Here is a 24,799-nt window from a genome sequence, read left to right on the forward strand (position 1 = left end):
TTTCTGGGGAGAAGTGGTTCACCCCGTGAGGCACGAAAAACATGAGTCGCTGCAAAGGTAATGATATGTTTCTATACTTCGGTGCAGAATCGTTGCATTCCTGCGGCGAATGTCCCTCATGCGGTGGTCGTGAAGAATTACAAACGGTTGGTGTAGAGGCGCAGGGCAAATCTCACATACGGCCCGATGCGGGTGATGCGGGCCGGTTGGGCGATAAACCGCCACAGCCATTCGCAGTTGATGCGTTGCAGCAGTTTCGGAGCCCGTTTGAAGTGGCCCACATACAAGTCAAAACTACCGCCCAAGCCTTGATAGACGGCCTTGTGCACGTTCAGCATCTCTTCCATGAGATATTCCTGGCGCGGAGAGCCCATCGCCACGAATATGTAGTCGGGTTTCTTCTCCGCGATGAGGTCGAGTAACTGGGCTTTTTCGGCGTCGTCTTTGAAAAAGCCGTTGCGGTATCCGGCGATGTTTATGGCGGGGAAGTCTTTTCGCAATTTGCCGACGGTGGCCTCGATGACTTCGTCGGTCGAGCCTATTAGGTAGATGGTTGCCGACGGGTGGGCGGCGATGATTTTCAGCCACAATTCACAGCCGGGAAGTCTGACGGCCTTTTCAAATCCTTTTTTCTGCGCAGCCTTTACGGCTCCCATTCCGTCGCAGTAGCCGATGTTGCTGTTGATGATTTGTTTCAGGCGGTCAGAGGCTTTGACGACTTTCTCGGCATTGACGGCTACTAAAATGCCTTTGTGGTTGTCGGCGTGAGTTATGAGTTGTTCTTCGGAAACGAAAGGATATACCTCTATTCCGTTCATCGAAAATTTTTCCATTCGTTTGTTTCTCAGTGTGTTTTTATGGTAAAAAGTCCACGGAGCAAGAGCTCCGTTTCATATTTCCAAAGGTAACAAAATTGTTTCGGTGATGCAAGATCGACAGTAGGAAAAATGTCAATGGCAACTTCTGCTTTCTTGCTTTTTTGTTGCATAGTCATTACATGTTGAAAAACACTGCCGACCGCGGTTACAGGTAGCGGGAATAGAGTTCGGTCAGTTCGCGTTCGATGTTTTCAGGGAAATATTTCTTGCTCATTTCTTCGGCTGCGTGAGACATCGTGGCGCGTGCTTCGGGGTGGTCGATAAACCATTGTATCGCAGTGGCAATACCATCGATGTCTCCGGCGTCGATTAGCCGGCCGGTCACTCCCTCGGCGATGATTTCGGGTATCGACCCGACGCGGGAGGCCAATGTGGGCATGCCGTATGACATGGCTTCGAGAATCGATATGGGCATTCCCTCGAAATAGGAGGGGAGCACATATACATCTCCGAACGTGAACAACCGGCATTTTTCTTCGCCTGCCACGAACCCGTGATAGTCGAGCATGTCGGCAATTTGCCATCGCTCGGTTTCTTGCTCGAAGGCTTGCATGTCGCCCAGACCGCCGATATGTAACTTTACTTTTCCCGATAATGAGTCTTTGTGTTTGCCCAAAGCCTGCAACAAATCATAGAACCCTTTTGGTCGGGTGAGGTTTCCCAGGAACACGAGATGCAGCAGCCCGTCGTCTTTTTTTTCGCCCACCTTTTGCGGGGGCAGTATGATGTTGTCGATGATGTCGATGTGGGGACAGCCGAGATTGTGATAAAAATCTTTCCAGGATTCACTCAGCACGATGAGCGAATCGCATTTGAGAAGGGTGCGCCGGATAAACTTCGGGCAGGTGTTGATGAAGTGGACGAAGTGTCCGCTGTGCATGTGGCAGAGAATCTTCACGTCGAAAAGCCGGCAAATGGAAATATAAAGGCTTTTGCGGTAAAACGATTTCCCGCTGGCGCAGTGAAGATGCACGATTTTGACCTGCTTCCGCAGGAGTAAGACGAAGAGTTTCACGGCGGCCGACAATCCCGTGAGTTGCCTTGCCAGAAAATGCTTGCTGTTGCTGGTCGGGATAAACCGGAAGGTCTCGAAAATCTGGGCGTAGGCATGCAGCACTTGTGCGATTCCCCCTTTGGGATTGTGGTAGTCGACGCCCATCGTCAAGATGTGTTTTGCTATGGTATTGGGAATCATGGTAGGAAGGTGTAGGGTAGTTATGGTGTGTCAGGGAGTTTGGTAGGCTTTGATGTAATTCTGTGCCGTGGCGGCGATGTCGAAATGGCTAAGGGCGAATTCCCGGGCCGGATATGTCTTTGCCAAGTATTCGGGATAGTGTTGCATGATTGCGGCTATTTTTTCGGCACACATCTCGGCGTTTCCCGTTTCGAAGGAGGTCCCGTATTTTCCTCCATCGATGATTTCCATGGGGCCCGGTATGTCGGGTATGAGTACGGGAACGCCGGCGCAAACGGCTTCGGCAATGGTGAGCCCGAAACCTTCTTGCCGGGAGGGGTGCACGAGCAGTTGGTACTCATGCAGGTGCCGGTAGATATATTTCCGGTCGCGGGCGCCCAAGAAAGTCACCTGGTTTTCGAGCCCGAGTTCACAGGCAAGACGTTTCAGCTCGTCGGTATCGGGCCCGTCGCCGATGAGGTCGGCCGACCAATCGGTGAGGTGGTGCCGATGTATGAGCAGGTGCAGGGCTCTCAATAAGAGGTCCTGACCCTTTTGGTGCATTTGTTGCCTCCCGATTTGCACCATGCGGAACCTGGGCGTCTCTTCGTTGCCGGTCTTGACCGTGATGTCGGTGGTTTTTATGCCGTTGTATATGACTTCCGACGGTCGATGATAGCGCTGTTGAATGTCTTGCGCTACATATTCCGAGATGGAAAATATCTTGTCGAACCGCTTCTGTTGCATAATGTCGATGCCATTGGTGTGTGCCGTGAAGAAGTATCTGGCTTTTTTCAGCCGGACAAGAGCCGGCATGATGTGGTGGTTGTGTATGTGCACGACATCGGGGCTCAGGCGGTAGAGCAATGCGTTGAGCCGGAAAAAGGGGTATGGGTTTTTGGCTCCCAGTTTCCGACCGATGATGTATTTCTTGATGCGGGAATCGATTGTTTGCAGAAGCCGTGCGTCGTTTTCTCTGTTGATGATGACCAAAGCCACCTCTTCGCTTTCGGCCTGGCGGTTCATGATGTCGATGACCATGGTCTCTGACCCGCCTATGTTGAGGTTGTAAAACAGATGTGCGATTTTCATGACGGGAGATTTGACGTTTCACGTTGGGCATTTTCTTGTTTGGCGGCGAGCAGTATGGCTCCTGTGGCGAGACCCAGTAGCAGCAAACTTTGGTGCGAAATGAGTCCGCCAAAACCACCAACGCCGAAAATCGAAATACTTACCAGCACGATGAGATAGGAGCGACTGCAAGGCAAGGGTTTGAGCACCCAAAAATAGATGGCCAAATAGTAAAAGGCTTGTAACAGGAAACCGATGAGTCCGGCATCGAGAATGGTCTGTATCTGTGTGACTTCGACGCGGGCAACCGATTCTTCGCTTTTTGTGACGTCGGAGTAGAATTCGTTGGTGATAACAAACTGGTTGTTGGTCGTGAGTTCGTCATGTAAGAAACCGAATCCGGTATATTGTTTGCCGCTCGACAGGAGATGGTCGATTTTGGGAAGAATCTGAGCAATTCGTCCCGTTCCGAATTTAATCAGCAATTCGGGGTCATCAGGGTTCTTGAACACCTCGAATTGCTCGACCAACTGTTGTATGCGCAAAGAGCCGCCGATTGCCCGGTCGACATAGAAGCCGGCAATGAATATGAGAATGCCGATGCCTATGTATTTCAAGGTTTTCATTACACTTCCCGTGAAGAACAGGGGTGTGAGTAGAATACCGCCTATGATGGTGAAAGTGCGACAAGAGATGAGCGCGAGGAGAAACACGATGATGTGTTTGAGTTGCAGGGAGTAGTATTTCATCACGGGGAAAATGCACAGGGCCAGCAGGTAAAGTCCCGGGGGATATTTGCGGGGGAAACTGCCCGGGTAGCAATAAAACTTGTAGTAAGTCGAGTAATAACCCGAGTAGGCAAAGGTGCGCGGCACCAGTATATTTCCTCCGAAGATGAGGCCGTCGATGATGTAGAAGATGCAGATGATATAGGCGTAAGTGATGATTTTGCGGTAGAAAATTTTGATGTCGAAATCTTCCCGGGCGAAAATCAGCAGCGGGAACATGAAGTAAATGATACCCCAGTATTCCCGCATGCGGCGTATCTGTATCATGAGTGACTCGCTACTTAGCAGGGCCAGTGCGAAGAGAACGGCAAAATACCCTCCCGTAAAGAGCAGCAACTTGTTCAGCGTTTTGTCGCGACGGTATATCACAATGGTGATTATCGACAGTAGGAGCGCAATGTCCATCCACTTGAACGGGAATGTCTCACTCTCGTCAAAGAACCCATAGCTACCGCACAAAATGGTGAATTGTATGAGAAAGTCGTAGCGGTTGCGCAAAAAGGTAGAGAAAAGCACGACCGGCAACAGCAGGTAGGCGACGGGACATTCCAATCCCAAAAGAGTGAGGGTAATCAAGAAAATGAATGCCGAGAACAACTCTTGGGGAAAGAGCTGCAAGGGCTCTTTCTCCGAATCGTCGCGTTTTACGGTGGGTGTATACAGGTCGGTAATCATTCTTGTTCTGTCTTTCCGAAATTAGGCTAACCTCGTTTCCCCGGCTCTTGTATCGGCGTGCGATATTGTCGAGGGTATATGTGTGCCGCGTTGTCGTCGGCCCTTTCCTTTGAGAAATAGGACGGACAAGTGTGCGACAGGGATAATACCGAAAATTCCGCGTTTATCCTTTTGCCTTTCTTCCGTAGCCGTACCCTTGTTGAGCCTCGGTGCCGTTGAGGATAATCGAGACTTTCCCCAATCGTTTTTCGGCCGCAATGCGGTTGACATAACGGATATATTCTTTCTTGGTGTAGTTGGCGCGGCACACATACACGGTCGTGTCGGCGATGCGGGTGAGGCTGAATGTGTCGGCCACCATGCTCACCGGAGCCGAGTCGATGATGATGTAGTCATAACGTTCGCGCAGCTGCATGAACAGTTCATCGACACGTTTGCTGAGCAGCAATTCTGAGGGGTTGGGCGGAATAGGACCCGCCAAGATGATGTCCAAACCCTTCTGTATGGCGTCGGTAAGGGTGATGTCGGCCAACGAGGTGTGGGTGTCGACCAGGAAGTTGGTCAGCCCTTTGGCGCTGTGCAGGTTGAGATAGGTGCCCAGTTGCGGGTTGCGTATGTCCATACCGATGAGCAAGACCCGCTTGCCCAGCAGAGCCATCGAGACGGCAAGGTTGCTGCTGATAAATGATTTCCCTTCGCCGCTGATGCTCGATGTGACAAGTATGACTTTTTCTTTGCTCTCGCCGTTGAGCATGAATTGTATGTTGTTGCGTATCAACCTGAAAAGCTCTGCAATGGAACTGTTCTCTCCTTCCCGAATGACGATGCGGTCTTTGCTCTTGTGTGTGCAAATTTCTCCGAGGACAGGTAGCGAGGTAAGTGCTTCGAGCTCATTGCGGGTTGAAAATTTGATGCGTAGCAAATCTTTGAGATAGAGATAGACGATGGGAATGATGCCTCCGATGAGAAGCCCGATAAGCAGGGTGATGATTTTGGGCGTGCTGATGGGGTCGGTCATGTTGTAGGCTTCGTTCACGATGGAGCCTTTGGGGGTGGCCATTGACTGTGTCAGTGCATTCTCTTCTCGTTTTTGTAACAGGAAGAGGAAGAGTTCCTGCTTGATGAGCTGTTGCCGTTGCATGTCGATATATTCCCGCTCCTGGGTGGGCATGTTTTTGATGCGTTCGCCGAATTTGTCTTCTTGGGCGAGAAGAGTCTTTTGCGAGATGTTCAAGCTCTCCTTGATTCCGTCGAGGGTGCTCAGCACATTTTCACGGGTGGCATCGATTTGCTCGTTGAGTACGGCCAATGATTTGTTGTCGCCCTTGGCGGCAAGAGCTATTTCCATTCTTTTCAACACCAAGGCGTTGTATTGTTGAATAGCTGCTGCCGAAGATTCGTCGGAGAGGCTGGGGTTGAAAGGTATTAGCGAATAGCGGTTTTTGTCTTGACGGAGGAACTCTTCGATGATTTCGACCATTTGATTTTGGGCTTCGAGTTCGATTTGTTTCTCTTTCAAGGTGGTGTTCTGTTCGAGAATGATTTTGGCTTCGGTCTCTATGTCGGTGAGGCTGTTTTTCTTCTTGTACTCTTCGATTTGTTTCTCGGTTTGGGTCAAGTCTTGCATGACCAGTTCCACGCGTTCGTCGATAAATTGGGCTTTGAGGCCGGCCTCTTGGTTTTTCTCGTCGATACCACGTTCGTTATATACTCTGATGATGGTATTGAGCAGGTCTTTACCCCGGTCGATGTCGGTCTCGTGGGTTTCGAGGTGAATGAGGTTGGAACGTCTTTCGGGTATGGAGATGAAGGTGTTGGTATTTACGTCCTCGGCAGCTTTGTCATAACTGCAAATAGAAATATTGGTAGCCAGTTTCTTGCCGGGAACATAATGTTCGGTGCTGTTGAATACGAAGTTGCCATATCGGGTGGGGACAATCATCGGGAAGCGGTCGCTTTTTACCTCTTTATGGCCTTTGAGAGGTTTGCTGGGCTTTATGACAATGTGTCCGTCTTTGTCGATGCGCACTTTGAATTGTATGGTGGTGCTGAGGGTGTCTTCGACCGATGGGGCCGCATAGATTTCGATGGGATATTCCCGATACAACTCTTCCTTTTCGAGCAGGCTGTGGCGAAGTATGTGTTTCTTGTTCAACCCCAAATCCTTTACCACTTTGCGCAGGGTGGAGTGTGCCGATACCATGTTGATTTCGTCATCGACTTTGCCGCCTCCTCCCACGAGATTGCCAAAGGAGAAACTTTTCAGCATGGCAGTCTGCATGCTGTTCCCTCCGCTTTCTTCGCTGATGAGTATGTCGGCCTTTATCAAGTAGACGTCTTTTTTTATTTTAAGGTAGGCGAACGTGATGGCTCCGCAGACGATGATGGAGATGGCAAACAGATACCAGTTTTTGAGATATTTCTTGATGAGACCCGAGAAATCGAAGTCTATCAGTGCACTGTTTTTATCGAAATTTTCCATGAATATCTTGGGTATATTGAAGCAAGGTGATTACTTGACAAATAATGCGATAATGAGAGAGGCGATAACCGATACGCCACTGATTATGGTCGAAATCATCGACACGTTGAATTGCTTGTTGCTGTTGTATGTTGAGTTGGACTTGCGGTATTCATTGGGCTCGACATACACGACATCGCCTTTTTGCAGATAGAATCCCGGCGAAGAGAATACGTCGGGACTGGTGAGGTCGACCCGTATGCCGGTGAGTTTGCCCTCTTCGGTTTCCCGGGTGATGAGAATGTTGTCGCGGCGGGCGTAGATGGTGAGGTCTTTGGCCAAGCCCAGGGCTTCGAACAGCGACAGTCGTTCGTTGGGTATTTCAAACGTGCCCGGCATGGTCACTTCTCCCAGTACGGTGATGTTATTGGTGAGTATCTGCACTTTTACGATGGGGTCGGTTACAACCGATTCCAATTCGGATTTGATATATCGTTCGAGTTGCGAACGGGTGAGACCGGCCGCTTTTATGCGTCCCAGCGAGGGAAAGTCGATGTACCCGTCGGCGTCGACGAGGTAGTTTTGCAACGAGGGGGTGGAGGAGACCAACGTTTCTCCCGGTTTCAGCGAGTTGGTCACGGGCGGATTGTAGAGGGCTACCGCTTCGGGATTGGCCGCAGAAACGGTGATGAGCAGTGCGTCGTTGGTGTTGATGGTGGTGGCGATTTTCTCGGCCAGTTGGACAACATCGCCCGATTCCAACCCTTGCACATAGGTGATGTCTTTATAGGATTTGCACGAGTGAAAAAAAACGGCTGAGAGTAGCAGCAGCGTAATAGAAACTTTTTTCTTCATGAAGTATCTGTGTTTTCTGTGTTCGGCATGCAAATATAGCCCCTTTGGGTGTTATTTGCAAAATATGGCTTTTATATTTCTAAACGGAGAATTCCTCTTTTTGTTGTCCTGTGTTTTCCCGATATGTGTGAGCCGGCCGGGAATTGTCGTCACCCCATGAGATTCCTTGTCGTGTGTTTTTCAAAAACGCGTGATTCTGCTTGGGCGGCTCGTCGGGATTGAGTATTTTTGTGTCGCCTAAATGCGCATGACCTATGATGTTTGAATCTTTTGTCGATGCCCTTATGCAGCCCGTGAATCCCGGTGTGCTGGTGTGCGGTGTCGTGGCTTTTCTCCTGATGCTTTTCCTGCTCTATGTCGATGTGGCCTATTACGCCCGGGTGCTGCGGGCCAGCCGCTCCGACGCGAATATTCCCGACGAGGGGCAGTTGCCTTCGGTTTCACTGATTGTCTATGCTTGTGACAATGCGGCATCGTTGCGTCGGAACTTGCCCGAGCTTTTCGCCCAGGATTATCCCGATTTCGAAGTGGTGGTGGTCGATGATGCTTCGACCGACGAGACGCGCGACCTGCTTCGTCTCTATGCCGACCGTTTCCCGCGACTCTATTCGACCTATGTTCCCTCCGATGCTTGTGCGTTGAGCCGTAGGAAACTGGCTATTACGTTGGGATTCAAGGCGGTGCGGAATGAGTATGTCGTGCTCCTCGATGCCACTTGTCGTCCGGCCTCACGTTATTGGTTGCGAAACATGATGCGCCGATTTTCCGATGAGGTGGGTATTGTATTGGGTTATACGCGTTTCGAGTCGGAGCATGTGGGGCTTTCTCGTTATGCGGCCTATGACCGTTTGCTTTTTGCGGCGCGCTATCTGTCTTGCGCGTTGCGGGGAAATCCTTACATGGGCGAGGGTACCAATGTCGTCTATCGCAAATCGCTCTTCTTCGACCACAAGGGCTTTTCCCGCACATTGAATCTTCGGTATGGCGATGATGACCTTTTTATCAATGAAGTGGCGACCGGCCAAAATACCCGAGTCGAACTATCTCCCGAGAGTCGGGTCGATGCTGTTACCGATGATGCCGTTACGCTTTGGCGGCATACCAAACTTCGCTATCTCTTCACCGCTCCTTATTTGCATCACAGCCGGCGGGGACTCTTTCTCTTCGAGCAATGGTCGGTGTATCTTTTCTATGCCGCTTTGGGGGGCATGTGGGTCATGCAGCCGTTGCACCCGGTGGTATGGTTTACGACTCTTTTGCTTCTGTTGTGGCGGGCGCTCATGCAGACGCTTTTTTACAAGCGGTTGGCTCGTGCATTGGATATTCCTTGCCTGGGCTTCCGGGTTATGGGCTATGAATGGTTGCGGCCGTTGGTGGGTCTTAAAGAGGCTTTATCGGTGCGTCGTCGTCGGGAGGAGAACCGTACTTGGGGCAGCATGAAAGTGTAAAAAAAGGGACGCCCGTGCGGGCGTCCCTTTTTCTTTATTCCGATGGATTGACTTATTTGATGGCGATTTTCTTGGGCTCGGTGCTCTCGGCCGTTTTCTTTTTGGGAATCGCTATGGCGAGCAATCCGCTTTCATATTTCGCCTCGATTTTCGCCTCGTCGATATTTTCGGGAAGCAGGAGCGTTTGACGGAACTGGGTGCAGGAAAATTCCCGACGGATATATTTCCCTTTTTGTGCTTCGTCCTCTTTTTCCTTCTGTGTGTCGACGGTGATAATCATGTGGCCGTTTTCATCGATGCGCACGTTGATGTCTTCTTTTTTCAATCCGGGTACGGCCACTTCGACATGGTAGGCGTTTTCGTTTTCCATGATATTGACGGCCGGTACCGCCGAACGGTTCTTGGTAATCCATTCGTTGCCGAAAAAGTCATTGAAAATCGACGGTAACCATCCATGCGTTTGGGTTTTGGTAGGTGTCATGTTATTTCCTCCCGATAATTTGGTAAAACAATGAAGTTGATATTCTCCGGCGAGGCGCAAGGTCTTGTCTCGCGTCTCGTTTCTCAGGTAGAACATCTCGGGAAGGGAAAATGTTTGGTTGCCGGTCGTCGGTTACTTGTCGTTTGCCGTCGACGGACTTGTGATGGCAATATCGTAACGCAGCAGGTTGAAGGTAATCTTGAAGGGGTAGCTCGACTCGATGCTCTTTCCCGTGGGCGGGGTCAGGTAGTAGTAATATTGCCGGTTCTCGTCGAAGCTGTCGATGGTAAATTTCTTGGTCATGCCCGGGAGAATCTCTTCGTCGAGGACGATTTCGCGGTAATCGAGCATCTCATCTTGGGGCGTTTTATACACGAGGCGCAGTATGATGCGGGTGACCGTTTCCCGGGTTCGGTTTTGCACGATAAGCGATTCCTTTTTCGACGCGAGGGGTTTTTCAAATCCCAGTATCATGATGGCCTGGTCAAATGGAATTTTCCTTTTTCCGGCCGATTGCTCTATGGGAACAAGAGTGTTGCCCGAAGTCGATGTTTCGAGCGGTTGACCAATGACAATGGCGCTCCATAGGAGGGAGAGGGTGAGAATGGCGGTGCTTTTCATACGAGACAGACAAAAGGTCGGGTTGGTAATAAAGATTCTTTTTCGATGTGGTCGGAGCAAAGATAGTGAAAGGCGAGAGCCGAAACAAACGGAACAGGAAGTTTTCGTGTCTGTCTATGTCGGGTTGTCATCTCCCTTCTTCGAAAAGACCGGAAAATCCGGTGGCGGTAAAGATGCTTGTCTTTGCGCTTGGCGTGACGCGCGTATTCTTTGGGCGAAAAGCCGCCGAATATCTTTTTATCATTATCTTTACGACATCAAACCACTACTGATGAAAGCATTTTCGATTATACTCCTTTTCCTCTTTACGTCGGTCGCCCCTGCCATTTCGCAACAGCCGGTGCAGGTGGGCGCCGATCGTCTCGAAACCTGGTTGCCTCGTCTCGAAGGGCGCCGGGTCGCTTTGGCCGTGAATCATACCTCTTTGTTGTCGGGCACATCAACCCACTTGGCCGATACCCTCCTGGCCCGCGGAGTGCGGCTTGTCGCCCTGTTTGCTCCCGAGCACGGTTTGCGTGGCCGGGCCGATGCCGGTGAAGTCTTGTCCGACGGACGTGATGTGCGCACCGGTTTGCCGGTCTATTCCCTTTATGGAAAAAACAAGAAACCGACCCCTTCCCAGTTGCAGGGGGTCGATGTGGTGATTTTTGATATTCAAGATGTCGGAGCGCGTTTCTATACCTACATCTCTACGCTCTATTATCTCATGCAGGCTTGTGCCGAGCAAGGAGTCTCCCTTTGGGTGCTCGACCGGCCCAATCCCTGTGATTATGTCGATGGCCCTGTGCTCGAAGACTCTTTGCGCTCCTTTGTGGGAACCCTGCCCTTGCCGGTGTTGCACGGGCTTACCGTGGGGGAGTTGGCCTCCATGATTCGCGGGGAGAATTGGGGAGGAACGGCCGACGTGGACCTGAACGTAGTGCCTCTTGTCGGGTGGCGTCACGGCGAGCCTTATTCGCTGCCGGTAAAACCTTCGCCCAATCTGCCTAACGACCAGGCGATACAGTTCTATCCTTCGCTTTGCTTTTTCGAGGCCACCCGGGTGAGTGTGGGGCGTGGAACGTATATGCCTTTCCAGGTCATTGGTTATCCCGACTCGACGTTCGGCGCTTTTACTTTCACGCCGGTGTCGTTGCCGGGATATGACAAGAACCCGTTGCAGCGCGACCGTGTGTGCTATGGCATCGACTTGCGCGACTCGCTTCCGCCGCATGGGCTGACCCTCCGTTACCTCCTGCGCTTCTTTCATCTCTCAGGCGGTCGTCCCGATTTCTTTTCGAGCCCTTCGTTTTTCGACAAGTTGATGGGCAACAGCGGGGTGCGTCGGGATATGCTGGCCGGCAAGAGTGAAGCCGAAATACGAGCTGCTTGGCAAAAAAAATTGACGGCGTACAAGGAGTTGCGCCGTCAATATTTACTTTATCCCGAAGACCGCAGGTAACGGGACTATGCGGTTGCCTGGTTAGAAAACGTAGGCAAATCCCAAGTTGAGATATACATTGTACATTTTAAATCCTACGGCGGTAAAATCGCTTGGGAATATGGGTAAGAGTCCCCACGTCAAATCGGCATAAATCGAGAGGTGCTTGTAGGCGACAAACTCGGCGCCGGCATCTATGCCCCAGTCAAATTGCCTGATGTCCGACGAGAAGTCATAGGGAGCATCGGTTTCGAGTTTCGGCTCGGTGGGGTGGGTACGCATATATCCGTTTTTGGCTTCGCCATCGAAATTCCCTCTGAGCAGGAATGAGGCAAATATTCCGGCTTTCAGGGTCCATCTCTTGGCTGGCCGGTAAGTCGCTTGCAGGGGTATCGTGAGGTATTGGTTGTTGACTTTGGTTACCACATCGCCGGTGTAGATGCCTTCGATGTAGCTTCCGTCGTTGAGCAGCTTGATGGTGTAGTTCTTGACGGTGGCGTTGGTCTCCATGCCTTTGGTCTCGAAACGTATGCCTAAGTCAAGACCCCATTTGGGGGTAAACCAGCGAATGGCATCGCCGCCAATCGATAGCGAGAGGGTGGGCCCGAAGGCGTTGATTTGGCGTATCTCGGCCGGAAGTCCCATGGGGGAGGTGCCTCCGATATTGAATCCGGCTTTTACACTGAATTCATACACTTTCGAGGATTTGTATTCCTGATATTTTTCCGACAGGGCCTTTACGGGCTCTTCCTGGTCCAGACCGGTTGCTGCCGTTGCGGTTCCCGGCAGGAAAAGGACGCATGCGACGAGCAGGTGGCGGTATGTAAACTGTTTTTTCATCGGGCGTTGGGAGTGAGGGTGAAACAGTTGTTTAGTTTTTGTAATGTATCGTGAGGTCATCGATGGTGAGCTCACTGTCGATGGCGCCTTCGAAGAAGTCGCCGTAGTAGCTCGAACAGCAGACGATGGTGAGGCTGTATTCCTGCTTCTTCAACCGTTCGGGATCGACAAGGGTGAGGTAGTCGACATTTTCATCTACGCCCTTGAAGGGGATATTTATGAATTTCCATTCTCCGTTGGTTCCTTGTTCCCACTGGCGATATTCGGCATTGTCGCAGGTGTGCAGGTTGGCGATGGCGATGATTGAAGAGCTGGTGAATACGTTCGAGCCGTCGAGGGTCGGTATGTTGAGCGGGTTTTCGGCCTTGGCCTTTACGTTGTCGAAAAAGACGGCGTAGATGGCGCAGAAGTCGGGGGTGCCTTCACGGGTTTCAAAGACGTCTCCGGTGTGGGCATAGGTGCCGGGCTTGTATTTGAAATAGAGTTCGAAGGAGGTGGGTATCCGGTCGCAAGGGTATCCGAAGCGGGTCGCTTTCAACGGTTCCGACATGAGGTTGATGCCTTTGCCCGAGAACTCTCCCAGGAAAATGTTGCCGGCTGCAATAGGTTTGCCGAGGGTGGCTCCCAGTGAGCCGGTTTTGCGGGTGACGAGCCTGGCGGCCTTGCTGCCGCTGTGGGCATTGTCGGTCGAGAAGGTCGGGTATTCTTTGGCTCCTTTCCCGCTGGCCACGGCCGAGAATCCCAAATTACCGCTATCCCACAGGTAGAGGTCGATGTCGGGGTAATGTTCGGTCGTGCCGTCATCGTTGGATATGGTCATGCCGTGTTCGTAGCATTTCTCGTATTTGCCTTCGAGGGCCCAGTATTCAAATCCGAAGTTTTCGGGAATTTCGGTCGGGGTATATATGACGGTGTAGGTTTTGCTGTACTGTTGGTCTTCCGATGTCACTTTTACATGTTCGATGTGTACGGCGTCCCGGTCGTTCTTGTCCTCTATGACGTATGTGGCACCTTCTGAAACGACGTAGGTGGGATTGATTTCCTCCGCAAAATCGTCCGATTTCCGTTTCATCGAGACGATGGCCCGGTTACGGTCTATCTTGGTGTAGGTAATGAGGTCTTCCTGGGCGACGACGATGTTTTCGATGTCGCATTCGACGTTGGCCTTTTCCTCCTTGATGCAACTTGCCAAAGGGACAAGTAGCAGGGCGCTGCATAGGAAAAAAAGACGACGATACAATACTTTCATAAATGTGGGTTTGTGTAAAATAAATTGGCCGTTCTCTCCAAAAGGTCTATGTCGGAGAACTTTCATATGGCTTTTTTTTGATTGAAAAGCGCTGCAAAGGTACGCTATTTTTTTATAGTACCCCAAACTATACTTGAAAAACTTTTAGAATATCAATCGGTTTTCGACGGTAAAAAAGCTCCGCTCTCAACGGGAGCGGAGCCAAAGTAAGGGGATATGTCTTAAATGATATATTGCGAACTGATGGACTCATTTTCGTAGACGCGACGTATCGTGTCGGCAAACATGTCGGCGATGCTGATGATGTGCACTTTGGGGCAATCCTTGTAATAAGGAATGCTGTCGGTGAATATCATCTCGGTCATTTTCGACTCGGTCACGCGCGAAGAGGCGGGGTCGGACATCACGGCGTGGCTGGCAATGGCCCGTACCGAGAGAGCGCCCTTGCTGATCATCAGGTCGGCGGCTTTGGTGATGGTGCCGGCCGTGTCGACCATGTCGTCGACGAGAATCACGTTTTTGTCTTTTACGTCACCGATGACCGTCATGCTCTCGACTTCATTGGCTTTGGCGCGCGATTTGTGGCACAATACCAGAGGCACACCGAAGTATTTGGCATAGGAGTTGGCGCGTTTCGAACCGCCTACGTCGGGCGAAGCAATGACCATGTCTTTGAGTTTGAGGGATTTGATGTATTCTCCAAAAACGGTTGAGGCATAGAGGTGGTCTACCGGGACGTTGAAGAATCCTTGGATTTGGTCGGCGTGCAGGTCCATCGTGATGAGGCGGTCGATACCGGCGACGCTCAGCAGGTCGGCGATGAGTTTGGCGGCGATGGATACACGCGGTTTGTCCTTACGGTCTTGGCGGGCCCAGCCGAAATAGGGAGTCACGGCGATAATCGACTCGGCCGATGCCCGTTTGGCGGCATCGATCATGAGGAGCAACTCCATCAGATTGTCGGAGTTGGGATAGGTCGACTGGATCAGGAATACTTGGCAGCCGCGAATCGACTCTTCGAAGGATACCGAAAATTCACCGTCAGCGAAGTGCTGAATGTTCATTTTTCCCAATTCGCAACCCAATGAGTTACAGATTTTTTCGGCCAGATAACGGGTGTTGGTTCCGGCGAAAACCTTGAATGGCGGTCTCTGGATCATTTTAATTCTTTCTTTGGAAAGGTTTTTGATATTCTGTTGCAAAGGTAGAAAGAATATCGTTATTATGTGTTTGTTGTGTCGCTTTTTTTCGAGCGCGCAGGGGCGGTTCTTATTTTACATTTCCACACGACGGCGCCATAGGCCTCCATGGTGGCTTCGAAGCGGTTGTCGGGGGAAATGTTTTTTACCTGTTTTTCTCCGCTGAGCAGCTCTTCGCATTCGTAGTTGTCGGGCTTTATGAGCCAGCAGTCGAAGGCGTGTTGTGGAATGCACACCCTGATGTTGGCCGGCCAGGCGTTGAAGTTGGCGGCAATCACCAGCAATTCGTTCTTGTGTTTCCGCATGAAGACATAATTGTGCTTGGCGTCGAATTGTTCGTTGTCGAAATTGACATACATCAGGTCGAAGAACTCTCCTTCGCGCAGGGCGGCTTCTTTGTTGCACAATGTGAGCACCTGTTGGTACATGGTTCTCAACCGCTTTTGGTCGGGAGTGAGGCGCTCTTCATTGCAACGGCCCTTGTTGTACCAGCTGCGCACCGAAGGCACGCTCCAATAGTCAAAAATCGTTGTGCGCCCGTCTTGCCCGCTGAATCCTTCGGCGTCGGTGGCCGTTTCGCCCAGTTCTTGTCCGAAATAGAGGAGGAACGGGTTCCGGTTCATCATCGCCGAAACGATAAGGGCCGGATAGGCTTTGAAGGGGTCGCCGGCATTTTGGGGGGAGGCTACTCGTTGTTCGTCGTGGTTTTCGAGGAAGTTCACCATGTCGGTGTTGATGCCTTCGAGCGATTGCCAGCAGTGGCTGATTTGCAAGGTCGAGGCATGTCCGCTCACGATGTTGCGCAGGAGGTCATAGAGCCCCACTTTGTCGTAGAGGTAGTCGAAGTGGCCGTTGTGCAGGTAGTTGCGGTATTCACAGGGGTTATATACCTCGGCGATGAAGATAAGGTGCGGGTAGACTTGTTTGATTTGAGGTATCACCCAACCCCAGAACTCCACCGGGACCATCTCGGCCATGTCGCAGCGGAAACCGTCGATGTTTTTCCCGGCCCAGAAGAAAAGTATGTCGCGCATCTTTCCCCAAGTGTCGGGTATGGGGTCGAAGTTGCGCCGCATGCAGTTGAGGTAGTCGACACCGTAGTTGAGTTTCACGGTCTCATACCAGTCATTTTGTCCCGGGGAAGGAGAGAAACAATCGTTGCCGGTTGCCTTGGCGGGATATTCGTGGTAACGGGTTTCGCCTTCGCCTATGGAAAAATGGGGTGCGAATTCCCGGTTGGGGATATAGTAGAAGTTGTTGCGGGGGGCGAAAGCCTGGTCCTTGTTGTCGTCGGCCCCTAAATCTCTGACTCCGTCGGGCTTGGCATCGGAGTGGTAAACCCGGGCCACATGGTTGGGAACGAAGTCGATGATGGCTTTCAGCTTGTTTTGGTGGGTACGTTCGATGAGGGCTTCAAACTCCTGCATGCGGGCAGGAACATTCACGGCAAGGTCGGGGTCGATGTCGTAATAGTCTTTGATGGCATAAGGTGAACCGGCTTTTCCTTTTACCACATGCGGATTGTCGGGGGTGATGCCGTAGGCCGAGTAGTCGGTCTGGGTGGCATGTTCGATGACACCGGTGTACCATATATGGGTACAGCCCAATCGGGCGATTTCGCGTAAGACTTTCGGGGTGATGTCGTTCAGTTTTCCGACACCGTTTTCTTTGAGGCTCCCGTTGGGTATGCATCTCTCTTGCGTGTTGCTGAAAAGACGCGGCAGGAGTTGGTAGATGATGATTTTTTCTTGTTTCATACGGGCGGGAAAGTTGGGTCAGAATATATAGTCGACGCAGGCGCGTGCCTCTTTGGCCTCTTTGATGATGGCTGCGGCCGCGAGGTGGGCGGGGTGGTTGGCGTAGTGGCGCAGGTCGTCGAACGTGTCGAATGTGGTGGTCAGGGCAATGTCGAACGACTCCTCGGGGTTGTCGTTCAGCCCCACTTCGATAGAACGCAGGCAATCGATTTTTCCCGACAAGGCTTCCAACGCTCTTTTGAAGTCTTGTTTCAGAACCTCTTTTTGGCTGGGCTCGATGTCGTTTTTCAATTTAAATAGGACGATATGTTTAATCATGATTCAAAATTTTGTAATTTCGCACATGGCTATCTATGCAAAAGTAATTGTTTTTTTTGAATTTTTCGCGAAAACATTCTAAATAAGAAAACCATGAACATCAAGAAAAAAATGTTGGCTGTGATGGCGGCACTCTCGGTCGGTGCGGCATCTTGGGCCCAAGAGCCGCTGCGGATTCCCGTGTGGCCGAACGGCCCGGCCGAAGACAATGGCATTACGGCCGAAGAGAAAATCACCAAGGAAGGCCGCGTGGTAAATTCCCGCACGGCCGAGCTTTTTGTCTATTTGCCTGCTCCTGAGAAAAATACCGGAGCCGCGGTAGTAATCTGTCCCGGCGGCGGATATGCCCGTCAGGCCATGCAGCACGAGGGAACGATGTTTGCCCAGATGCTCGTCGACAAAGGTGTTGCGGGCATCATTCTCAAATATCGCCTGCCCAACGGGCATCATGCCATACCCCTGGCCGATGCCCAGGAAGCCATGCGCGTGGTGCGCCGGCATGCCGATGAGTGGAAGATAAACCCGTCCAAAGTGGGAATTGCCGGTTTCTCGGCCGGCGGTCATGTGGCCTCGACGCTGGGTACCCACTGTGACTCGACATGCCGTCCCGATTTCATGCTCCTTTTCTATCCCGTAGTAACGATGGGAAAGCTCACGCACGCCGGTTCTCGCGACAATCTCCTGGGCGACCAGAAGAACGATGCCGCCCTTGTCGCCCGTTATTCCAACGAGCTGCAGGTTTCTGCCTCGACTCCGCCCGCGCTCTTCCTGTTGAGCGATGACGATAAGAGCGTGCCGCCGGCCAACAGCGTGCAGATGTATCTGCGCATGAAGGAGTTGGGTATTCCTTCGGCCATGTATATCTTTCCCGAAGGCGGGCATGGCTGGGGGTGTCGTCCAACCTTTGCCTACTATGAGCAGTGGACTCAGTTGATGTGGCGCTGGCTGAAAAATCGCCAATTTATCCCATGATTTTTGAATAAAAAGAAAAAATAAAGGCTTCGAGATGATAATTCATACGAAGAAATCGTTACCTTTGTTATCGTGTAATCTTTAAACTTTATGTTATGAAAAAGAAATTGATTGTGGCTTTGGCCGTGCTTGTAAGCGGGAGCTTGATGTTTTCTTCCTGCATCGGTTCATTCGGTCTGACCAATAAGGTCTTCTCCTGGAATAAAAGCGTGGGAGAAAAATGGGTCAATGAAATCGTGTTTGTCGCATTCTGTATTTTGCCCGTATATGAATTGACGGTTATTGCCGATGCTTTGGTTATCAACTCGATCGAATTCTGGTCGGGCTCGAATCCTTTGGCCGACAATGTGCGTCACATCGAAGGTGAAAACGGCGACTATCTTGTAGAGTCGAATGCAAATGGTTATGTGATTACCGATGAAGCTACCCAGGAAAAAATCGAACTCACTTACAACAGCGAAGAAGATTCGTGGGCAGTCAACGGCGTTACCTTCCTCACGTTTGTTGATGACAACTATGTAAACGTTTATGCCGGTGACGGTGAAATGATGCAAGTAGAGAAATCCGAGGCCGGTTTGATGGCCTACAAGGCCGTGGCCAACTCTTACATGGCTTGCAAATAAATCAATTAGAATAAGATTTTAGAAAGAGCGCCGGCACAACATGCCGGCGCTCTTTCTGTTCTGCATTTAAATTGTCCTTTCCCTGTGTGGCTTCGGGGTATAGCTCCGGGATACATGGAACATATACCCCGAGGAATTTCCCGATATGCAGGCGGGCCGCAAGTTTTTCGCACTTGCGGCCCGCTTTCGATGGGATAAGGGATAATCTTAGATAAGGTAGATGTTGTGTTTCATGCACTCGGCAATCTGTTCCTCGGGCCAGATGCTGGCCTGCACCTCGCCGATGTGTGCCTTTTGCAGCAGATACATGCACAATCGCGATTGGCCGATACCTCCGCCGATGGAGAGGGGCATGTCTCCGCGAATGAGCGCTTTGTGGAAATCGAGGTTCAGACGGTCGGTGCAACCGCATATTTCGAGTTGCTTGCGCAGGGCTTTTTCGTCGACGCGGATACCCATCGACGATATTTCGAACGGGCACTCCAAGACGCTGTTCCACAAGATGATGTCGCCGTTGAGGCCGTAATACCCGTCGGAGTTGCGAGTGGTCCAGTCGTCGTAGTCGGGGGCACGACCATCGTGAGGTTCGCCGTTGGAGAGTTTGCCGCCGATGCCGATGATGAAGATGGCTCCATATTTGCGGGCTGCTTCATATTCCCGGGCTTTGGGTGAAAGGCCGGGATACATTTGCAACAGTTCTTCGGAGTGGATAAAGACGATGTCTTCGGGGAGCATGGGGGTGATGTGCGGGTGTATCTCGTAGAGCTCGGCTTCGGTGTCTTTGAGAGCCTTGTAGATTTTGCGCACGGTGTTTTTGAGGTAGTCGAGATTGCGGTCGTCTTCGGTGATGCTTTTCTCCCAGTCCCACTGGTCGACGTAGAGCGAATGCAGGTTGTCGAGTTCTTCGTCGGAGCGAATGGCGTTCATGTCGGTATATAATCCATATCCCGGAGCGATGCGGTAGGCGCCGAGTTTCAGCCGTTTCCATTTGGCCAGGGAGTGCACCACTTCGGCTTGTCGGTCACCCATGCATTTTATGGGGAATTTTACGGCTCGTTCCACGCCGTTGAGGTCGTCGTTGATGCCGGTGCCCGAGAGCACGAACAGGGGGGCGGTAACACGACGAAGGTTAAGGTTCTTGGCTAATGCACGTTGGAAACTGTCTTTCAGCCCTTTGATGGCTTGCTCGGTTGTTTCGGGCAACAGTTTCGGCGTGTAGTGTTTGGGTATGATTAGAGACATAGGTATTGTGTAATTATTTGTATTTCTGTTTGTTTGTAATAACTGTGCGGTTTTTCTCTTGAAACGGCTGTAATCGCTTTTTGTTTATTTCTCGGCAAATATAGTTATTTTGTCAATAATAATAGCGATTTTTTAATCTTTTTGCTATCTTATTAAAAAGATTGATGAGATATTTGCTCGAAAAGACCTTTCGGGCCGCTCCGTTATTTTACATTTTCCTTTTTTTTTATACTTTTGTGCTTCGAAAAAATGATGCAGATATGCCGTTAAACATACCTTCGAAATTGCCGGCTGTCGAGATATTGAAGTCGGAAAATATTTTCGTGATGGATTCTTCCCGGGCTTCGACCCAGGACATACGTCCGTTGCGTATCATTATCCTCAATCTCATGCCGTTGAAGATAACGACCGAGACCGACCTTATCCGTCTTTTGTCGAACACGCCGTTGCAGCTCGAAATCGATTTCTTGAAAATCGCCGGACATGTTTCTAAAAATACGCCGGTCGAGCACATGATGGCATTCTACAAGGAGTTTTCCGAGGTGTGCCGGCAGCGTTACGACGGCATGATTATCACCGGGGCGCCGGTCGAGCACATGCCGTTCGAGGAGGTCTCTTATTGGGACGAGGTCTCTACCATATTCGACTGGGCCCGCACGCATGTGACCTCGACCATGTATATCTGTTGGGCGGCTCAGGCCGGGTTGTATCACCATTACGGCATACCCAAATATCCGCTCGACGAGAAACTCTTCGGGGTTTTCAGCCATTCGATTTCCCCGGCGGGGAAAAACTTGCCCTTGTTCCGAGGGTTCGATGATGAATTTTTTATTCCGCACAGCCGTCATACGGCCATTCATGCCGACGATGTGCGCCGTTGTCCGGAGTTGTCGATTATGGCCGAGGGCGAAATTTCGGGACCGGCGGTTGTCATAGCCCGCAATGGACGGGAGATTTTCCTGACCGGCCACTCCGAGTATGCTCCCGATACGCTCGGCAATGAATACCGCCGAGATTTGGACAAGGGGTTGCCCATAAAAATGCCGCAGAATTATTTCCGCGACAACGATCCCTCGCAAGCTCCGTTGGTACGCTGGCGGGCCCATGCCAATCTCCTTTTCTCGAATTGGCTTAACTATTACGTCTATCAGGAAACGCCTTATAATATCGAAGATATTAGATGATTCAACCCCGGAAAATCGAGTTGCTGGCACCGGCCCGGACGGCCGACATCGGCATCGAGGCCATACTCCACGGCGCCGACGCCGTCTACATCGGAGGTCCGAGTTTCGGAGCCCGGGCGGCTGCGGCCAACAGTGTCGGAGAGATTGCCCGGCTGGCCGATTTTGCCCATCGTTACGAGGCCCGGGTGTATGTCACGTTGAATACGCTGCTTTATGACGAGGAGCTCAAACCGGCTGAACGTCTTATCGGAGAACTTTATCGTGCCGGCATCGATGCTCTCCTTGTGCAGGATATGGCTGTTTTGCGTCTCGACATACCCCCCGTTGCCCTGCATGCCAGTACACAGACCGACAATCGCTCGGTCGAGAAAGTGCGCTTCCTCCATGACGTGGGATTTTCCCGTGTGGTGTTGGCGCGCGAGCTTTCGGGCAAGGAGATTTGCTCCATTGCCGATGCCGTTCCCGTGGAACTCGAAGTTTTTGTGCACGGCGCCCTGTGTGTCAGTTACAGCGGGCAGTGCTATCTGAGCCGCGCCCTTTCGGGTCGCAGCGCCAACCGGGGAGAGTGTGCCCAATGCTGCCGCCTGCCCTATACGCTGCTCGATGCCGACGGGCGGCCGCTCATACGCGACAAGCACCTGCTTTCGCTCAAAGACATGAACCGCTCCGACCGTTTGGAGGCATTGCTCGATGCCGGAGTCACCTCGCTGAAAATCGAAGGCCGTCTCAAAGACCTTTCTTATGTGAAAAACGTTACGGCCTGGTACCGTCAGCGCCTTGATGAGCTTTTTGCCCGCCGTCCCGAATATCGGGCTGCATCGGCGGGGCGGGTCGAGTGCTTTTTTGAACCCGACCCCCGAAAGAGCTTCAATCGCGGCTTTACCCGCTATTTTTTCGACGGCCCTTCCGAGAAGGGTTTGGGGTCGCCCGATACGCCCAAATCTCTGGGAGAACCCTTGGGACGGGTCTTGGCCGTGCGTGGCGCCTCTCTCTCGGTCGAGAAAGGTGCTCCCCTGCACAATGGCGATGGGCTCTGCTTTCTCAATGCCAAAGGCGTTTTCGAAGGGTTCCGGGTCAATCGGGTCGAGGGCACGACGCTCTATCCGCTCGAAAAACCTTCGCTCACACCCGGTACGATGCTTTATCGCAACTACGACCATCTCTTCGAACAGCTGTTGCAGAAGAAGAGCGCCCGGCGCCGCATTGCCGTCGACCTGCTGTTCTATGAGATTCCTCGCGGATTTGCGTTGAAGGTCACCGACGAGAGCGGCTGCTCGGCTGTCGTGGCTCGATGCTGGGAAAAAGAAGAGGCGCGCACCCCGCAGGACGATAACCAGAAAAAACAACTTTCGCGTTTGGGTGACACCCCGTTTGAGGCGCGTTCGGTTGCCATATCGATGCGGGGAAAGAGTTATTTTATTCCGTCGTCGCTGTTGGCCGATTTGCGACGCGAGGCGATAGACCGTCTCGTGCAGGTGCGTCAGATGGCATACCGTCGACCCCGTCGCCGGGGAGAGGCGGCGGTCGCTTATCCGGCCTCGTCGCTGAGCTACCTGGGCAATGTGTCCAATGCTTTGGCGCGGGCGTTCTATCACGCTCACGGCGTGGAAAACATAGAGCCGGCCTACGAGTGCTTGCCGGTGGAGGAGGGGGCGTTGATGTTTACCCGCTTCTGCATCAAAAGGCAATGGGGGAAATGCCCGCGCGAAAAGCGTTCCGCGCAAGACCGGGAGGGGTGGAAAGAACCTCTCTATCTGCAATATCGCGATACGCGGTTGCGCCTCGAATTTGATTGTGCCCGCTGTCAAATGCGCCTTTACCGGGTGACGCCGTCCCGAGGGTGATGGTGAAGATTCTGTCGGCCTGTCTTGCAATATTTTGGACAGGGGGTCGGGGCGAAATAAAAAAAAAGAAAAACGATACTTTTTTGTGCTGAAAAATCTTTGTGATTTGTTGGCAAAATCACTATTTTTGTGACTCCAAAAAAAGAACAAAATCACAACGATATGGCTGAAAATAAGAAAATCAAAACCGCACTGGTATCGGTTTATCACAAAGACGGACTGGACGAGATTCTGAAAAAACTGCATGGCGACGGCGTGGAGTTTATATCGACCGGTGGTACACAATCATTTATCGAGTCGCTCGGCATTCCCTGCCGCAGTGTCGAAAGCCTCACGGGCTATCCCTCGATATTGGGCGGCCGCGTGAAAACGTTGCACCCCAAGGTCTTTGGCGGCATACTCAATCGTCGCGAGGTAGAAGGCGACCGGGAGCAGATTGCCGAATATGAAATTCCCGAAATCGACTTGGTTATCGTAGACCTTTATCCCTTCGAGGAGACGGTGGCTTCGGGAGCCGATGAAAGTGCCATCATCGAGAAAATCGATATAGGCGGCATCTCCCTCATTCGTGCCGCTGCCAAAAATTTCAAGGACGTCGTTATCGTTGCTTCCAAGGCACAATACGCTCCTCTGCTCGATATGCTCAACGAGAAAGGTGCCAACTCTTCGCTCGAAGACCGTTACTGGTTTGCCAAGGAGGCATTTGCCGTGTCTTCGGGATACGACACCGCCATATTCAACTATTTCGATGGCGGAAATTACTCGGCCTTCCGTGCCGCCTGCAACGACTCCAAACCGTTGCGTTATGGTGAGAACCCCCACCAGAAAGGATTCTTCTTCGGCAACTTCGACGACATGTTCGAGCAGCTTCATGGCAAGGAAATATCCTACAACAACCTGCTCGACATCGATGCGGCGGTATCGCTCATCTCCGAGTTCGATGAATTGACATTTGCCATACTGAAACACAACAATGCCTGTGGTCTCGCTTCGCGTCCCACGTTGCTCGAAGCCTGGAAAGATGCCTTGGCCGGTGACCCCGTATCGGCGTTTGGCGGTGTGCTGGTGACCAATGCCGTGGTCGATGCCGCTACGGCCGAGGAGATAAACAAACTCTTCTTCGAAGTCATCATCGCTCCCGGTTATGAGCAGGCCGCTCTCGATATTTTCTATCAAAAGAAAAACCGTATCGTGCTTGTGCAGAAAAAAGCACCCGAAGCCACCATACAATTCCGTTCGCTGCTCAATGGCGTGCTGATGCAAGAAAAAGACTTGCACCGGGAGTCGCCCGAGGAGTTGAGACAAATCACCGAAAAAGCTGTGACGCCGGAGGAAATCGAGGACTTGTTGTTTGCCAACAAGATTGTGAAACACAGCAAATCAAACTCTATCGTTTTGGCCAAGGGCAAACAACTCTATGCCAGTGGCGTGGGACAGACGTCGCGCGTCGACTCGCTGCGTCAGGCCATCGAGAAGGCCAAGTCGTTCAATTTCGACCTCAAAGGCGCTGTCATGGCTTCCGATGCTTTCTTCCCCTTCCCCGATTGCGTGGAGATCGCCCACAAGGAAGGCATCGACACGGTAATACAACCCGGCGGCTCGGTACGCGATGACCTTACCATCGACTATTGCAACCAGAACGGCATTGCCATGGTATTTACGGGAATCCGTCACTTCAAACACTAATCTTTTCCAACCT

Annotated in this window: 21 protein-coding genes; 7 read left to right on the forward strand and 14 right to left on the reverse strand. The window is 51.6% G+C overall.

What is annotated here, in order from left to right:
* Positions 1–137: 137 nt before the first annotated feature.
* The 6 genes from IAD09_05420 to IAD09_05445 form a co-directional block, all read right to left on the reverse strand.
* Positions 138–833, reverse strand: coding sequence for a WecB/TagA/CpsF family glycosyltransferase (locus tag IAD09_05420; GenBank protein ID HIT81659.1), 696 nt, complete (start codon positions 831–833; stop codon positions 138–140).
* A gap of 190 nt (positions 834–1,023) precedes the next feature.
* Positions 1,024–2,073: a glycosyltransferase family 4 protein gene (locus tag IAD09_05425; protein ID HIT81660.1), complete on the reverse strand. Its 1,050-nt coding sequence runs from the start codon at positions 2,071–2,073 to the stop codon at positions 1,024–1,026.
* A 30-nt stretch (positions 2,074–2,103) separates the two neighbouring features.
* The gene (locus IAD09_05430) at positions 2,104–3,144 is read right to left on the reverse strand and encodes a glycosyltransferase (protein ID HIT81661.1); all 1,041 of its coding nucleotides are present in this window, start codon (positions 3,142–3,144) and stop codon (positions 2,104–2,106) included.
* Positions 3,141–4,586 carry a hypothetical protein gene (locus tag IAD09_05435; GenBank protein ID HIT81662.1) on the reverse strand — a complete coding sequence of 482 codons (1,446 nt, stop codon included), beginning with the start codon at positions 4,584–4,586 and terminating at the stop codon, positions 3,141–3,143. The genes IAD09_05430 and IAD09_05435 overlap by 4 nt, the downstream gene beginning before the upstream one ends.
* Before the next feature lie 163 nt (positions 4,587–4,749).
* Positions 4,750–7,068: a polysaccharide biosynthesis tyrosine autokinase gene (locus IAD09_05440; GenBank protein HIT81663.1), complete on the reverse strand. Its 2,319-nt coding sequence runs from the start codon at positions 7,066–7,068 to the stop codon at positions 4,750–4,752.
* Between the two features lie 30 nt (positions 7,069–7,098).
* Positions 7,099–7,902 (reverse strand): polysaccharide biosynthesis/export family protein, encoded by an 804-nt coding sequence (locus tag IAD09_05445; GenBank protein HIT81664.1) that lies wholly within the window; start codon positions 7,900–7,902, stop codon positions 7,099–7,101.
* Between the two features lie 254 nt (positions 7,903–8,156).
* Here IAD09_05445 and IAD09_05450 point away from each other — a divergent pair, with 254 nt between their 5' ends.
* Positions 8,157–9,350, forward strand: a complete 1,194-nt coding sequence (locus IAD09_05450; protein ID HIT81665.1) for a glycosyltransferase — start codon at positions 8,157–8,159, stop codon at positions 9,348–9,350.
* 52 nt (positions 9,351–9,402) lie between these two features.
* Here IAD09_05450 and IAD09_05455 read toward each other — a convergent pair whose 3' ends face one another.
* Positions 9,403–9,831 carry an Hsp20/alpha crystallin family protein gene (locus tag IAD09_05455; GenBank protein HIT81666.1) on the reverse strand — a complete coding sequence of 143 codons (429 nt, stop codon included), beginning with the start codon at positions 9,829–9,831 and terminating at the stop codon, positions 9,403–9,405.
* A 132-nt stretch (positions 9,832–9,963) separates the two neighbouring features.
* Positions 9,964–10,452: a hypothetical protein gene (locus IAD09_05460; protein HIT81667.1), complete on the reverse strand. Its 489-nt coding sequence runs from the start codon at positions 10,450–10,452 to the stop codon at positions 9,964–9,966.
* A gap of 271 nt (positions 10,453–10,723) precedes the next feature.
* On the opposite strand from IAD09_05460, the gene IAD09_05465 reads away from it, so the two are divergent.
* Positions 10,724–11,893, forward strand: coding sequence for a DUF1343 domain-containing protein (locus IAD09_05465; protein ID HIT81668.1), 1,170 nt, complete (start codon positions 10,724–10,726; stop codon positions 11,891–11,893).
* 21 nt (positions 11,894–11,914) lie between these two features.
* Here IAD09_05465 and IAD09_05470 read toward each other — a convergent pair whose 3' ends face one another.
* The 5 genes from IAD09_05470 to IAD09_05490 form a co-directional block, all read right to left on the reverse strand.
* Positions 11,915–12,712, reverse strand: a complete 798-nt coding sequence (locus IAD09_05470) for a PorT family protein (protein HIT81669.1) — start codon at positions 12,710–12,712, stop codon at positions 11,915–11,917.
* 31 nt (positions 12,713–12,743) lie between these two features.
* Complete coding sequence (locus IAD09_05475) at positions 12,744–13,961, reverse strand: PCMD domain-containing protein (GenBank protein HIT81670.1); 1,218 nt, start codon at positions 13,959–13,961, stop codon at positions 12,744–12,746.
* Between the two features lie 221 nt (positions 13,962–14,182).
* Positions 14,183–15,121 (reverse strand): ribose-phosphate pyrophosphokinase, encoded by a 939-nt coding sequence (locus tag IAD09_05480; protein HIT81671.1) that lies wholly within the window; start codon positions 15,119–15,121, stop codon positions 14,183–14,185.
* 62 nt (positions 15,122–15,183) lie between these two features.
* Positions 15,184–16,917, reverse strand: a complete 1,734-nt coding sequence (locus tag IAD09_05485; GenBank protein HIT81672.1) for an alpha-amylase — start codon at positions 16,915–16,917, stop codon at positions 15,184–15,186.
* An 18-nt stretch (positions 16,918–16,935) separates the two neighbouring features.
* On the reverse strand, positions 16,936–17,235 hold the full coding sequence (locus IAD09_05490; GenBank protein HIT81673.1) for a Dabb family protein: 300 nt from the start codon (positions 17,233–17,235) through the stop codon (positions 16,936–16,938).
* Positions 17,236–17,346: 111 nt separating this feature from the next.
* Between IAD09_05490 and IAD09_05495 the strand changes: the two genes are divergently transcribed.
* Both IAD09_05495 and IAD09_05500 read left to right on the forward strand, forming a co-directional pair.
* Positions 17,347–18,207, forward strand: coding sequence for an alpha/beta hydrolase (locus IAD09_05495; protein HIT81674.1), 861 nt, complete (start codon positions 17,347–17,349; stop codon positions 18,205–18,207).
* A 95-nt stretch (positions 18,208–18,302) separates the two neighbouring features.
* Positions 18,303–18,830 (forward strand): DUF3332 domain-containing protein, encoded by a 528-nt coding sequence (locus tag IAD09_05500; protein HIT81675.1) that lies wholly within the window; start codon positions 18,303–18,305, stop codon positions 18,828–18,830.
* A gap of 207 nt (positions 18,831–19,037) precedes the next feature.
* Here IAD09_05500 and IAD09_05505 read toward each other — a convergent pair whose 3' ends face one another.
* Positions 19,038–20,072: an aspartate--ammonia ligase gene (locus tag IAD09_05505; protein HIT81676.1), complete on the reverse strand. Its 1,035-nt coding sequence runs from the start codon at positions 20,070–20,072 to the stop codon at positions 19,038–19,040.
* 260 nt (positions 20,073–20,332) lie between these two features.
* On the opposite strand from IAD09_05505, the gene metA reads away from it, so the two are divergent.
* The 3 genes from metA to purH all read left to right on the forward strand — a co-directional run bounded on the left by metA (position 20,333) and on the right by purH (position 24,786).
* A complete protein-coding gene (gene metA / locus IAD09_05510; GenBank protein ID HIT81677.1) occupies positions 20,333–21,256 on the forward strand; it encodes a homoserine O-succinyltransferase in 924 nt (307 codons plus the stop codon).
* Positions 21,253–23,100, forward strand: coding sequence for a U32 family peptidase (locus IAD09_05515; protein HIT81678.1), 1,848 nt, complete (start codon positions 21,253–21,255; stop codon positions 23,098–23,100). Before metA ends, IAD09_05515 begins: the two co-directional genes overlap by 4 nt.
* A gap of 162 nt (positions 23,101–23,262) precedes the next feature.
* Entirely contained in the window at positions 23,263–24,786 is a 1,524-nt protein-coding gene (gene purH, locus IAD09_05520; GenBank protein HIT81679.1) for a bifunctional phosphoribosylaminoimidazolecarboxamide formyltransferase/IMP cyclohydrolase, read from the forward strand.
* Positions 24,787–24,799 lie beyond the last annotated feature (13 nt).

The organism is Candidatus Caccoplasma merdavium, from assembly GCA_018715595.1.
GTDB lineage: Bacteria > Bacteroidota > Bacteroidia > Bacteroidales > UBA11471 > Caccoplasma > Caccoplasma merdavium.

Bases quoted from the DNA above. Each gene is read 5' to 3' on its own strand.
- IAD09_05420 (HIT81659.1), bottom strand. From the start codon at position 833: ATGGAAAAATTTTCGATGAACGGAATAGAGGTATATCCTTTCGTTTCC.
- IAD09_05425 (HIT81660.1), bottom strand. From the start codon at position 2,073: ATGATTCCCAATACCATAGCAAAACACATCTTGACGATGGGCGTCGAC.
- IAD09_05430 (HIT81661.1), bottom strand. From the start codon at position 3,144: ATGAAAATCGCACATCTGTTTTACAACCTCAACATAGGCGGGTCAGAG.
- IAD09_05435 (HIT81662.1), bottom strand. From the start codon at position 4,586: ATGATTACCGACCTGTATACACCCACCGTAAAACGCGACGATTCGGAG.
- IAD09_05440 (HIT81663.1), bottom strand. From the start codon at position 7,068: ATGGAAAATTTCGATAAAAACAGTGCACTGATAGACTTCGATTTCTCG.
- IAD09_05445 (HIT81664.1), bottom strand. From the start codon at position 7,902: ATGAAGAAAAAAGTTTCTATTACGCTGCTGCTACTCTCAGCCGTTTTT.
- IAD09_05450 (HIT81665.1), top strand. From the start codon at position 8,157: ATGATGTTTGAATCTTTTGTCGATGCCCTTATGCAGCCCGTGAATCCC.
- IAD09_05455 (HIT81666.1), bottom strand. From the start codon at position 9,831: ATGACACCTACCAAAACCCAAACGCATGGATGGTTACCGTCGATTTTC.
- IAD09_05460 (HIT81667.1), bottom strand. From the start codon at position 10,452: ATGAAAAGCACCGCCATTCTCACCCTCTCCCTCCTATGGAGCGCCATT.
- IAD09_05465 (HIT81668.1), top strand. From the start codon at position 10,724: ATGAAAGCATTTTCGATTATACTCCTTTTCCTCTTTACGTCGGTCGCC.
- IAD09_05470 (HIT81669.1), bottom strand. From the start codon at position 12,712: ATGAAAAAACAGTTTACATACCGCCACCTGCTCGTCGCATGCGTCCTT.
- IAD09_05475 (HIT81670.1), bottom strand. From the start codon at position 13,961: ATGAAAGTATTGTATCGTCGTCTTTTTTTCCTATGCAGCGCCCTGCTA.
- IAD09_05480 (HIT81671.1), bottom strand. From the start codon at position 15,121: ATGATCCAGAGACCGCCATTCAAGGTTTTCGCCGGAACCAACACCCGT.
- IAD09_05485 (HIT81672.1), bottom strand. From the start codon at position 16,917: ATGAAACAAGAAAAAATCATCATCTACCAACTCCTGCCGCGTCTTTTC.
- IAD09_05490 (HIT81673.1), bottom strand. From the start codon at position 17,235: ATGATTAAACATATCGTCCTATTTAAATTGAAAAACGACATCGAGCCC.
- IAD09_05495 (HIT81674.1), top strand. From the start codon at position 17,347: ATGTTGGCTGTGATGGCGGCACTCTCGGTCGGTGCGGCATCTTGGGCC.
- IAD09_05500 (HIT81675.1), top strand. From the start codon at position 18,303: ATGAAAAAGAAATTGATTGTGGCTTTGGCCGTGCTTGTAAGCGGGAGC.
- IAD09_05505 (HIT81676.1), bottom strand. From the start codon at position 20,072: ATGTCTCTAATCATACCCAAACACTACACGCCGAAACTGTTGCCCGAA.
- metA (HIT81677.1), top strand. From the start codon at position 20,333: ATGCCGTTAAACATACCTTCGAAATTGCCGGCTGTCGAGATATTGAAG.
- IAD09_05515 (HIT81678.1), top strand. From the start codon at position 21,253: ATGATTCAACCCCGGAAAATCGAGTTGCTGGCACCGGCCCGGACGGCC.
- purH (HIT81679.1), top strand. From the start codon at position 23,263: ATGGCTGAAAATAAGAAAATCAAAACCGCACTGGTATCGGTTTATCAC.